We start from the raw sequence: 11851 nt of genomic DNA on the forward strand, positions 1-11851 counted from the left end.
CGCAGCCTAGACGCGCGGGGGCTCACCGGGGACGCAGGTCCAGCGCCACGTCCAGGATCGGCGAGGAGTGCGTCAGCGCGCCGACCGACAGGTAGTCCACGCCGGTCGCACCGTATTCCGCCACGACGTCGAGGGTCAGCCCGCCGGTCGCCTCCAGCTCCGCCCGGTCCCCCACGGCGGCCACCACCGCGCGCAGCGTCGCCGGGGTCATGTTGTCCAGCAGCAGGAAGTCCGCGCCCGCCTCGACGGCCTCCAGCGCCTCGGCGAGGGTGTCCACCTCCACCTGCACCGCCACGCCGGGGAAGACCTCCCGGACCCGGCGGTAGGCCGCCGCGACGCCGCCGGCCGCGAACTTGTGGTTGTCCTTGATCATGGCGACGTCGTACAGGCCCATCCGCTTGTTGGTGCCGCCGCCGGCCCGCACCGCGTACTTCTCCAGGGCCCGCAGGCCCGGGGTGGTCTTGCGGGTGTCCAGCACGGTCGCCTTCGTGCCGGCCAGCGCGTCCGCCCAGGCCCGGGTGTGGGTGGCCACCCCGGACAGCCGGCAGAGCAGGTTGAGCGCCGTGCGCTCGGCGGTGAGCAGCAGCCGGGTCGGCCCGGCCACCGTGGCCAGCACGTCGCCGCGCGCCACCCGCTGCCCGTCGTGGGCCACCAGCGACACCTCGACGGTACGGCCGCCGCCCGCCCCGCCGGCCAGGCCGCCGCCCGGCGCGGCGCCGGGGTCGCCCGGGAAGCCGGTCACCTCGGCGGCCAGCTCGAACGCCGCGGCCGCCACGGCCAGCCCCGCGACCACCCCGTCGGCGCGGGCGACCAGGTCGGCCGTGTCGGTCTGGGTGGCCGGGATGGTGGCGACGCTGGTGACGTCGAGGAAGTCCGGGCCGAGGTCCTCGGCGAACGCGGTGACGAGCACCCGCCGTACCTCGGCGGGGTCCAGCCCGGCCGCCCGCAGCGCCTGCTCCGTGGTGCCCCTCATCGCTCTCCAGCCTCCCAGCGAGACGTCAGCCTGCCCTGCTCCCCGACCTCGGCGACCAGGTGGCCCCGCCACCGCTCGTCGGCCGTCGGGTGGTCCTCCCGCCAGTGGCAGCCCCGGGTCTCCCGGCGGGCGTACGCGGCGGCGACCAGGGCCGACGCCACCGTGACCAGGTTCGTGGCCTCCCAGTCGGCGGTGCGCGGGGTGCCCCGGCCGGAACCCAGCTCGCCCAGCTCCGTGGCCGTGGCGGCGAGCGTGTCCGCCGAGCGCAGCACCCCGGCGCCCCGGGTCATCGCCCGTTGCAGCGCGGGCGTCCCGGCGGCGGGCACCACCCAGCCGCCCCCGCCGGCCCACGCGCCGGCCTCGGCGGGCCGGGCCTGCTCGGGCAGGCCGGCGGCGATGTCCTCGGCGATCCGGCGGGAGAACACCAGCCCCTCCAGCAGCGAGTTGCTGGCCAGCCGGTTCGCGCCGTGCACGCCCGTGCAGGCCACCTCGCCGCAGGCGTACAGGCCGGGGATGGAGGTGCGGCCCCGCAGGTCCGTGCGGACGCCGCCGGAGGCGTAGTGGGCGGCCGGGGCGACCGGGATCAGGTCGGTGGCCGGGTCGACGCCGATGGCCAGGCAGGAGGCGACGATGGTCGGGAAGCGCCCGGCCAGGAAGTCGCCGCCGAGGTGCCGGGCGTCGAGGTAGACGTGGTCGGCGCCGGTGGCCAGCAGCACCCGGTGGATGCCCTTGGCCACCACGTCCCGGGGGGCCAGCTCCGCCAGCTCGTGCTGGCCGACCATGAACCGCTTGCCGTCGCCGTCGACGAGGTGCGCGCCCTCGCCGCGCAGCGCCTCGGAGACCAGCGGCTGCTGCGCCCGGCCGGCCCCCGGCACGCCGGCGCCGGCCGGGGTGATCAGCGCCGTGGGGTGGAACTGGACGAACTCCACGTCGGTGACCGCCGCGCCGGCCCGCATGGCCAGCGCCACGCCGTCGCCGGTGGAGACGGCCGGGTTGGTGGTGGCGGAGAAGACCTGGCCCATCCCGCCGGTGGCGAGCACCACCGCGCGGGCCAGCAGCGCGCCGACGCCGTCCTCGCTGCCCTCGCCGAGCACGTGCAGGGTGATCCCGCAGGCCGGGCCGAGCCCGCCGGGCCCGTCGCCGGGGGCGCGCAGCAGGTCCAGCACGAGGGCGTGCTCGACCAGCCGGATCCACGGGTCGCGGCGGACCGCCGCGTGCAGGGCCCGCTGCACCTCCGCGCCGGTGGCGTCCCCGCCGGCGTGCACGATCCGGTCGGCCCGGTGCCCGCCCTCCCGGGTGAGCATGAGCGAGCCGTCGGGGTGGCGGTCGAACTCCGCGCCGATGCGCATCAGCTCCCGCAGCCGGGTCGGCCCCTCCTCCACCAGCACCCGCACGGCGGCCGGGTCGCACAGCCCCACCCCGGCGACCTCGGTGTCGAAGGCGTGCGCGGCCGGGGTGTCGGCCGGGTCGAGCACGGCGGCGATGCCGCCCTGGGCCCAGCGGGTCGAGCCGTCGTCGATGTTGACCTTGGTGACCACGGTGACGTGCAGGCCGGCCTCGCGCAGGTGCAGCGCGGCGGTCAGCCCGGCCACCCCGGAGCCGACCACGATCACGTCGGTGGTCTCCACCCAGCCGGGGGCGGGCGCGGCCAGCAGCGTCGGCAGGACGGGCAGGTCGACGGTCGGTAGGTCCATGAGCACAGTCAACCCGAAGGCCGCTCACCTCGGGCGGCGGGGGCGGGACGAGTGGTTTGGGCTACCCCGGGCACCCGGCGCGCCCGGCGTCCGGGTCGGGCGGGACGGCGTCGCCGTGCCCCGCCGGCGGGGCGGCGGTCACTTCGTGCGGACCGGCAGGCCGGTCGGGCCCGCGCCCTTCAGGGAGGCGGTCACCGTGCGGTCGCTGAGCCACAGGTAGCAGCGGACCCCCCGGTCGCCGACCCGCCAGCGCCCCGCCCCCGGCGGGCGGACCACCAGGCCGCTGCGGAAGCGCAGGTCGTCGTCGTCCGGCACGCCCGCGTACCGGGCCAGGGCCGTGCGGCAGCCGGCGTAGAAGGGGAGCCAGTCGGCGTCCCGGGCCGGGTACGGCTCGTCCGGCGCCTTCCACACCCCGACGAACTCGGCGTCGTGCCGGGTGGCGCACTCCACCGGCTTGAGCACCTGCGCGCCGCGCCGCCCGACGTTCTCGCTGCGCTGGCAGCCCAGCCGCAGCGGGGAGGGCCCCTTCAGCGCGCCACGCAGGCTGCCCGTGCGGGTGACCGGCACCGCGCCCGCCTCGGCGGTGCTCACCTCGGTCAGGTCGCAGCGGTACCAGCGGGCCCCGGACATCCAGCCGGTCTTCGACGGCACCGCCACGGCCAGTCGGAGCCGGCCGGCCCGCCAGTCGTCCCCCACGTACGCGGTGGCCCTCGTGTCGCAGTCGGCGAACGGGGCGCGCAGCTCGGGCGAGCCGCTGCCCGGCGGGGCGGCCCGGTCGGCGGGGAACGCGCCGACGTGCACGGTCTCCACCAGGTGCGGGAGCGCGCAGTCGACCGGCGCGTACGCCGGCAGGGGCAGCACGTCGACGAAGTCGGCGACCTGGCAGACCCCGGCGGCCGGGGTGAACGGGCCCGCCGGACCCGGGGCGGCCCAGTCGTCGGTGAGGTCGCCGTCGACGCCGGCCGGGCCCCCACAGCCGGCCAGCACGACCGCCGTGACCAGGGCGACGCACACGCTCGTCAACGCACGACGCATCGGGCCTCCCCAACCACCAGCTCGCGACGGGACCCCAGCCTAACCAGAGATGACCATCGGTGACATACCGCGTACGGGCAGACATCCGGGGCCGGTCCGGGGGTGACGCCGGACGCCGGCCCGGTGGCGGGCGGGCCCCCGCGCGGGGCGGCCCGGGTCAGCCGACGACGGCCAGCGGGCTCGGGACCGGGTCGCCGGCGGTGCCCGGGGCGGCCGTGGCCGGGTCGGCGTTCAGCTCGACCACCCGGTTGTCGGCGTCGACGTGCACCACCCGGGGCCGGTACGCCCGCGCCTCGGCGTCGTCGAACTGCCCGTACGAGATCAGGATGACCAGGTCGCCGGGGTGCACGAGGTGGGCGGCGGCGCCGTTGATGCCGATCACGCCGCTGCCCCGCTCGCCGGGGATGACGTACGTCTCCAGCCGGGCGCCGTTGGTGACGTCCACGATCGCCACCTGCTCGCCGGGGAGCAGGTCGGCTGCGTCGAGCAGGTCCTCGTCCACGGTCACCGAGCCGACGTAGTGCAGGTCGGCCTGGGTCACCGTGGCCCGGTGGATCTTCGACTTGAGCATGGTGCGGAACATCGGGGTGCCTTTCGCGGTGCGGGAGGACGGGTCAGGATCGGGGGGCGAGCCGGATCGCCGTGTTGTCGATCAGGCGGGTGGTGCCGACCTTTGCCGCGATCAGCAGCCGGGCCGGGCCGGCGACCGGGCCGGGCTCCAGGTCGGCGTCGGTGAGCGCCACGTAGTCCACCTCGACCCCGGGCGGGCCGTCGCCCAGCGCCCCGTGCACGGCGGCCAGCACCTCGCCGCCGTGCTCGCCCCGGTCGGCGGCCGCCGCGCCGGCCCGCAGCGCGGCGGAGAGGGTCAGCGCGGCCTGCCGCTCGGGGGGCGAGAGGTAGCGGTTGCGGCTGGACAGCGCCAGCCCGTCCGGCTCCCGCACGGTCGGCACGCCGACCACCTCGACGGGCACGTCGAAGTCCCGGGCCATCCGCCGCACCAGGGTGAGCTGCTGGTAGTCCTTCTCGCCGAAGAACGCCAGGTCGGGGCGGGTGAGGTGGAACAGCTTCAGCACCACGGTCAGCACCCCGTGGAAGAAGCCGGGCCGGCTCAGGCCCTCCAGGTCGTCGGCGAGCCGCCCCGGGTCCACCCGCACCAGGGGCTCGCCGTCCGGATACACCTCGCCCCGGTCCGGCGCGAAGACCACGTCGGCCCCGGACCGCCGGCAGACCTCCAGGTCCGCCTCCAGGGTGCGCGGGTAGCGGTCGAAGTCCTCGGTCGGCCCGAACTGGAGCGGGTTCACGAAGATCGTCACCAGCACGTGGTCGGCCCGTTCCCGGGCGGCGCGCAGCAGCGCCTCGTGCCCGGCGTGCAACGCGCCCATGGTCATCACCACGCCGACGGTGCCGGTCAGGGCGGCGCGCGCCTCCGCCAGCTCCGCGCGGGTCCGCACCAGCTCCGTCATGCGTGCCTCACCTCTCGTCGGGTCCCACCGAGCACGTCGAGCAGCGGCGCGGCGTCCGCCGGGCGCAGCCGGCCCGACGCGATGGCCCGGTCCGCCGTGCGCCGGGCCAGGGCCAGGTACGCCGCGACCGACTCGGGCGCGGTCGCCGCCAGCCGTTCCAGGTGCCGGCGTACGGTGCCGGCGTCGCCCCGGGACACCGGGCCGGTCAGCGCGTCGTCGCCGAGGCGCAGGGCGTTCTCCAGCGCCGCCCGCAGCAGCGGGGCGAGCACCTTCTCCGGCTGGCCCACCCCGGCGTCGCGCAGCCGGTCGGCCGCCTCGTTGACCAGGGTCACCAGGTGGTTCGCGCCGTGCGCCAGCGCCGCGTGGTAGAGCGCCCGGTCGGTCTCGCCCACCCACTCGGGCACCCCGCCGAGGTCGGCGACCAGCCGGGCGGCCAGCGGACGCAGCTCGGCCGGCGCGGTCACCCCGTACGAGATGCCGGCGAGCCGGCCGAGGTCGTCGGGCGTGCCGGTGAAGGTCATCGCCGGGTGCAGGGCCAGCGGGCGGGCCCCGACGGCGGCGGCGGGGGCGAGGACGGCCAGCCCGTGCGCGCCGGAGGTGTGCGCGACCACCTGGCCGGGGCGCAGCGCCCCGGTCTCGGCGAGACCGGCCACCACCGCCGCGAGCGCGTCGTCGGGCACGGCGACCAGCAGCAGGTCGGTCGCGGCGTGCGCCACGGAGGTGGCGGAGCGGTTGGCGGCGTCGGGCAGCAGCAGGGCGATGCGGGCCTTCGCCGCCCCGGAGACGCCGGAGGCGGCGACCACCCGGTGCCCGGCGGCGGCGAGCGCCGCGCCCAGCACGGCGCCGACCCGGCCGGCGCCGAGGACGCCGACGGTCAGCACGCGGGGGAAGGAGGGTGTGACGCCGCCCGAGGGTGCGGCGGCCCGCGCGGGGGCAGCCGGACGCGGGCGCAGCGGTGCGCTCATGGCAACGATCCAGTCCTCGAAGGGGGTACCGGTCGATCGCAAGTATGCGCCGCCGTGAAGAGGTCGCAACAAGAAGGTGTGAAAACCTTCACCGCCGGGCGGCCGGGCCGCCGCGGGGCGTCCCGACGGCCCGGCCCGGCCATGATCAGCGGCGACGCAGGAACCCGGCGTCGACGAACTTGAAGTCGGTGTCCGGGCGGGCCTCGCCGTCCCCGCCCGGGGTCTCCGGGGTGTTCCGGCCGTCGTGCACCACCAGCAGCCCGCCGGGGAAGCCCGGCAGCGGGGTCGCGGTCACCGCCGCGCCGTCGCACTCCTGCGAGCCGTCCACCACGCCGTCGACCACCGCGAAGCGGCCCGTCGGGCGGCCGCTGCGCCGGTCGTACGTGTGGAACGTGTCGTCGCCCTGGGCGGAGACGACCAGGGTGCCGGTCAGGCGGCCCGTCCGGTAGATCGTCAGCCCCTCCACGTCCTGCGCGATCGGCCCACCGAACCCGGGATCGGCCGGGTAGTCGGTCACGCAGTCGTCCCCCGCCGGGTCGAACGCGGCCGGCACGCCGTACTCGCGGACCCGCTCGACCAGCGTCGGCGGCCCGGCGAACCGGCCGCCCGCCAGCCGGGTCCGCCACAGACCCACCTTCTCCTGCGCCAGGTGCACCGCGCCGGTGTCCGGGTCCACCACGGTCCCCTCCACCTGCGGGCCGTCGCCCGGGTCGGTGCACGGCGACCAGGCGGTGCCGTCGGGCAGGGTGAACGCCGACGGCAGCGTCAGCCGGTCCACCGGCCGGTAGGTGACCCGCCCGGCGCGCTCGACCAGCCGGAACACCCCCACCTCCGGGGTGCTGCGCCGGCTCACCACCGCGTACCCGGCACCGGCGGGGTCCACGTAGGTGCCCAGCCCGTACGCGGTGCGCTGCTCGTCGACCTCCGCCTGGTCCCGGCTGAACGCGAACGGCACGCCCGGCGCGGTCACGTCGGTGAGCAGCCGGGTGGCCGGGTCGATCCGGTAGAACCGGAGCTGGTCGCGCCCCCGGTCGGTGACCACCGCCAGGTCGACCCGCTGCCCGCCGAGCCGGAAACCGGCCACCAGGTCGACGTTGTTGAACCGACCCGGCTCGTCGTCCGGGCCCGGGGCGGGCGGGGTGGCGATCGCCTGCCGCTCGCGGGCGGCCAGGTCGTAGACCCGCAGGCCGCCGTTCTTGGCGGTGGCGATCACCAGGCTGCCGGCCGGGTCGGTCGGGTGCACCCAGATCGCCGGGTCGTCGGCGTCGGCGTCGCCGCCGGCTGCGTCGTCGTACAGGCTGGGGGTCTCGGCCACCGCCCGCACGGCGCGCGGCGCGTCGCCCCGGGCGGGCGCGGCGGCGGCACCGGAGGCGGCCAGCAGCAGCGGCACGGCCGCCAGCGCGGGGATCGCGATTCGTCTCATGCCCGCAGACCGTAGGGTCGGCACGGTGACGGGCCCTGAACGCGGGATGAACTCCGTGCCACTGCGCTGGCGGAACGCGATGGACCGCGCCCTGTACGGGCCGGGCGGCTTCTTCGTCGGCGGGGCGGGCCCGGCCGGCCACTTCCGCACGAGCGCGCACGCCTCCCCGGCGTTCGCGGCCGCAGTGTTCCGGCTCGTGTCGCGGCTCGACGCCGCCCTCGGCTTCCCCGCGCCGTTCGACCTCGTGGACGTGGGCGCGGGCCGGGGCGAGCTGCTCGTCGCCCTGGCCACCCTGGCCGACGAGGCGGCCGGGTCGTCCCTCAGCAGCCGCCTGCGCCTCACGGCCGTGGAACTGGCCCCCCGCCCGCCGGACCTGCCGCCCGCCATCGACTGGACGACCGAGGCCCCGACGGGAATCACCGGCCTGCTGCTGGCCACCGAATGGCTGGACAACGTCCCCGTCGACGTGGCCGTCCCCACCGAGACCGGCTGGCGCTACGTGTTGGTGAACCCGAGCACGGGCAAGGAGACCCCCGGCCCCCCACTGACCAAAGAGGACCAGACCTGGCTGACCCGCTGGCACCCCACCCCCACCCCAGGCCCGGTGATCAAGAGGTTTGCGTCAGCGGAAGGGCCCGAACCTGACGCAAACCTCTTGATCACCGAATACGGGGGGCGGGTGGAGGTGGGGCGGGGGCGGGATCTGGCCTGGGCCGGGGTGGTGGGGAGTCTGCGGCGGGGGGTGGCGCTGGGTGTGGACTACGGGCACCTGCGTGGGGCGCGGCCGGCGGGCGGGACGCTGACCGGGTACCGGGGCGGGCGGCAGGTGCCGCCGGTGCCGGACGGCTCGTGCGACGTCACCGCGCACGTGGCCATGGACTCCGTCGCCGCCGCCGGGGAGCGGGTCGCCGGGTGCGCGTACACGCTGATGTCGCAGCGGGAGGCGCTGCGCGCGCTCGGGGCCGACGGCGGGCGACCGCCGCTGAGCCTGGCCGGCACCGACCCGGCCGGCTACCTGCGGACGCTCGCCGCCGCGTCGGCGGTGGCCGAGCTGACCGACCCGGCCGGGCTCGGCGGGCACTGGTGGCTGCTCCAGCCGGTCGGCGTCGCCGTCGATGCGCTCATGGCACGATGACGGGCATGACCACGGACACCGGTGACCTGCGCGAGCTGACCGTCGGCACCGGGGCCGGCGGCGAGCAGCTCGGCACCGACATGGTGCTCAACATCGGGCCGCAGCACCCCTCCACGCACGGCGTGCTGCGGCTCAAGCTGGTGCTCGACGGGGAACGGGTGGTCGCCGCCGAGCCGATCGTCGGCTACATGCACCGGGGCGCGGAGAAGCTGTTCGAGGTGCGCGACTACCGGCAGATCATCGTGCTCGCCAACCGGCACGACTGGCTGTCGGCGTTCTCCAACGAGCTGGGCGTGGTGCTCGCCGTCGAGCGGCTCATGGGCATGGAGGTGCCCGAGCGCGCCACCTGGCTGCGGATGGCCCTGGCCGAGCTGAACCGGGTGCTCAACCACCTGATGTTCCTCGGCTCCTACCCGCTGGAGATCGGCGCGATCACGCCGGTCTTCTACGCGTTCCGCGAGCGGGAGACCATCCAGGCGGTCATGGAGGAGGTCTCCGGCGGCCGGATCCACTACATGTTCAACCGGGTCGGCGGGCTCAAGGAGGAGGTGCCGGCCGGCTGGACCGGCCGGGCCCGCGCCGCCATCGGCGAGGTGCGCCGCCGCATGCCGGACCTGGACAGGCTGATCCGGCGCAACGAGATCTTCCTGGCCCGCACCGTCGGGGTCGGGGTGCTGTCCGCCGCCGACGCCGCCGCGTTCGGCGCGTCCGGGCCCGTCGCCCGCGCCTCCGGGCTCGACCTGGACCTGCGCCGTGACGAGCCCTACCTCGCCTACGACCAGCTCGACGTGCCGGTCGTGACGAAGGCCGCCGGGGACTGCCACGCCCGGTTCGAGGTGCTGCTCGACCAGGTGTACGCCTCGCTCGACCTCGCCGAGCAGTGCCTGGAGCGGGTGGACCGGCTCACCGGGCCGGTGAACACCCGGCTGCCGAAGGTCGTGAAGGCCCCCGAGGGGCACACGTACGCCTGGACGGAGAACCCGCTCGGCATCAACGGCTACTACCTGGTGTCGCGGGGAGAGAAGACGCCGTGGCGGCTGAAGCTGCGCACCGCGTCGTACGCGAACGTGCAGGCGCTGGCCACCCTGCTGCCGGGGTGCCTGGTGCCCGACCTGATCGCGATCCTCGGCTCGATGTTCTTCGTGGTGGGCGACATCGACAAGTAGGCGGCTCCCCTGCCGGTTCGCGCCGGCGGAATCAGCGCCAGTGGTCGGCCGGGCGGGCAGCGCCGGCGCGGGGCGTCTCGTCGGGGGGCGGGTAGCCGTACCGCTGCCCGTCGGCGCGCTGGTGCCGGCTGGGCCGGGCCGGCTCGGGTTCCGCCGCGCCCCACCGCTCCGCCGCGCCCCACTGCTCCGCCGAGGGGGCCTCGCGTCGGGCCGGCGACCGCCACTGCGTCGGCGCGGGCACGCCGCCCGCCGGCAGCGCCGGGGACGCCGGCTCGGACCACGTCCCGTGCTCCCAGTCCGTGCCGCCGCCCGGCCCCGCGTGGCCGGGCCGACCGCTGCGGTCCGCGCCGCCGCCGTCCGCGTCCGGCCAGCCGCCCGGGCCGGCGGCCCCCGCCCCGGCGGCGTCCCCGTCCCACCAGCGGTCCCCCGGGCTCCCCTGCGGGTAGGGGTCGCCCTGCCGGACCGCCGCCCAGCGGTCCTCCACCCGGTACCCGCTGCTGGTCGCGTCCGCGCGCGCGGTGGCCCGGCGCTCGCCGACCCGGACCTCCCGGCCCCGGTCGTCGTCGCGCACCTCCGCCCACCGGTCGCCGGCCGCCGCCTCGGACCACTGGCCGGAGGCGGCGGGCGCGGGCGGGTACGCGGGGACGCGGTCCGCCCCGTGCCGACCCGCCGGGCCGTCGCCCCCGCCGGCCCGCGGCCCGCCGTGGCCGCCCCGCGCCTGCGGCTGGACGGCCGCGCCCCGAGCCTCGCGTCGGGCGGCGTGGGCCGGCTCGTCCCGGAAGGACGGCTGCCGGGCCCAGGCACCGTCGTCGAACGGCTCCGCGGCGGCCGGCTCAGGGAACCGGTGGGCGTCGGTGCCCCGCACGCGGGCGACCGGGTCGGCGTGCCCGGTCCACGGCGGGCCCTCCGGCTCACCGGCCGCCGGCCGCCGGCCGCCCGACCACGGCGGGCCCTCCGGTTCGCCGGTCGCCGGTCGTCGGCCACCGGACCACGGCCGTTCCTGGGGAGCCGGCGACCACCGGTCGTCGTCACCACCGGGGGCCGGGGACCAGCGCTCGCCGCCGTAACCGCCGGCCGCCGGATCCGGCCCGTCGACGACGGTGTGCCGGGTGGTGACGTGCACGGTCTCCGTGCGCCGGACCACGCCGACCGGGCGCGGGGCCGGGGCGGGCTCGGGGGCGGCCGGCTGCGGTGGCCGCAGGCCGGGCTCCGCCGGGCGGGACGGCACGCCGTAGACGCCCGGCCGAGCAGGGTGGTCGCTGCCGTAGACGCCCGGCCGAGCAGGGTGGTCGCCGCCGTAGACGCCCGGTCGGGGCGGGCCGTCCGCGCCGTGGCGTGGGGCCGGCTGGGGGCGGTGGCCCGGGGACGCGTCGTCCGGGCGGGCGGGCGCACGGAGCCCGGCCGCCGGGGCCTCCTCGGCGTCGCCGGGCGGGCCGGCGTCGGCGTACGTCTCGGCGGGCGCGACCCGGGCCCGGCCCGGGCCCGCCGGCTGCGCCGCCGGCGGATCGGGGTCGGCGGCGATCCCGGCCGCCGCGGCGTCGAGCCGGCGACGCAGCGCGCCCACCTGCTCCTGGGCCCGCTGGGACACGTCGAGGGCCTGGTTGCCGCGCTGGGCGGCGGCCACGATCTCGCCGCGCAACTCCCGGCGCAACTGGTCGATCTCGTCCCGCAGCTCCTCGGCCGCCTCCCCGTGCCCGCCGTCGCCGTCGGCGCGCAGCGCGATCGACAGGCCGATCAGCACCACGGCGAGGATCGCCAGCACGGCGGCGAACCGCAGCGGACCGTTGCCGTCGGCGACCAGCAGGATCAGCGCCGCGACGGGGGCCAGCGCCACACCGATCCAGAACAGCACGGACAGCAGTCGGGGATCACGCCTGTCGGTGGCGGCAACCGTGGCGGGCATGGATGTGTAGCCTACCGAGAGTTCCGCCTACTGGGAACGTTCTGAACAGCACCGGTCGCCGACGGCACGGGGCCGCCGGCGACCGGTGGGCGGG

General features: G+C 77.4%; 10 protein-coding genes. 2 read left to right on the top strand and 8 right to left on the bottom strand.

What is annotated here, in order from left to right; translation table 11 throughout:
• Positions 1 to 22 precede the first annotated feature (22 nt).
• From nadC to O7628_RS09935, 7 genes are all read right to left on the bottom strand, one after another.
• On the bottom strand, positions 23 to 973 hold the full coding sequence (gene nadC / locus O7628_RS09905; protein ID WP_278129803.1) for a carboxylating nicotinate-nucleotide diphosphorylase: 951 nt from the start codon (positions 971 to 973) through the stop codon (positions 23 to 25).
• The gene (locus O7628_RS09910) at positions 970 to 2667 is read right to left on the bottom strand and encodes an L-aspartate oxidase (RefSeq protein ID WP_278129805.1); all 1698 of its coding nucleotides are present in this window, start codon (positions 2665 to 2667) and stop codon (positions 970 to 972) included. The genes nadC and O7628_RS09910 overlap by 4 nt, the downstream gene beginning before the upstream one ends.
• 138 nt (positions 2668 to 2805) lie before the next feature.
• On the bottom strand, positions 2806 to 3702 hold the full coding sequence (locus O7628_RS09915; protein ID WP_278129807.1) for a septum formation family protein: 897 nt from the start codon (positions 3700 to 3702) through the stop codon (positions 2806 to 2808).
• 157 nt (positions 3703 to 3859) lie between these two features.
• Positions 3860 to 4285, bottom strand: a complete 426-nt coding sequence (gene panD / locus O7628_RS09920) for an aspartate 1-decarboxylase (RefSeq protein ID WP_178066632.1) — start codon at positions 4283 to 4285, stop codon at positions 3860 to 3862.
• A gap of 31 nt (positions 4286 to 4316) precedes the next feature.
• Entirely contained in the window at positions 4317 to 5165 is an 849-nt protein-coding gene (gene panC, locus O7628_RS09925; RefSeq protein WP_278129811.1) for a pantoate--beta-alanine ligase, read from the bottom strand.
• Positions 5162 to 6130, bottom strand: a complete 969-nt coding sequence (locus O7628_RS09930) for a Rossmann-like and DUF2520 domain-containing protein (RefSeq protein WP_278129813.1) — start codon at positions 6128 to 6130, stop codon at positions 5162 to 5164. The genes panC and O7628_RS09930 overlap by 4 nt, the downstream gene beginning before the upstream one ends.
• Positions 6131 to 6275: 145 nt before the next feature.
• Entirely contained in the window at positions 6276 to 7553 is a 1278-nt protein-coding gene (locus O7628_RS09935; protein ID WP_278129815.1) for a phytase, read from the bottom strand.
• A 55-nt stretch (positions 7554 to 7608) separates the two neighbouring features.
• Here O7628_RS09935 and O7628_RS09940 point away from each other — a divergent pair, with 55 nt between their 5' ends.
• Together O7628_RS09940 and O7628_RS09945 are read left to right on the top strand one after the other, a co-directional pair.
• The gene (locus O7628_RS09940; protein ID WP_278136268.1) at positions 7609 to 8688 is read left to right on the top strand and encodes an SAM-dependent methyltransferase; all 1080 of its coding nucleotides are present in this window, start codon (positions 7609 to 7611) and stop codon (positions 8686 to 8688) included.
• Positions 8685 to 9854, top strand: a complete 1170-nt coding sequence (locus tag O7628_RS09945) for an NADH-quinone oxidoreductase subunit D (RefSeq protein WP_278129817.1) — start codon at positions 8685 to 8687, stop codon at positions 9852 to 9854. Before O7628_RS09940 ends, O7628_RS09945 begins: the two co-directional genes overlap by 4 nt.
• Before the next feature lie 31 nt (positions 9855 to 9885).
• Here O7628_RS09945 and O7628_RS09950 read toward each other — a convergent pair whose 3' ends face one another.
• Positions 9886 to 11757 (bottom strand): hypothetical protein, encoded by a 1872-nt coding sequence (locus tag O7628_RS09950; protein WP_278129819.1) that lies wholly within the window; start codon positions 11755 to 11757, stop codon positions 9886 to 9888.
• Positions 11758 to 11851: the final 94 nt, after the last annotated feature.

The sequence above is a fragment of the Micromonospora sp. WMMD956 genome, assembly GCF_029626125.1.
In the GTDB taxonomy this organism is placed as follows: Bacteria; Actinomycetota; Actinomycetes; order Mycobacteriales; family Micromonosporaceae; genus Micromonospora; species Micromonospora carbonacea.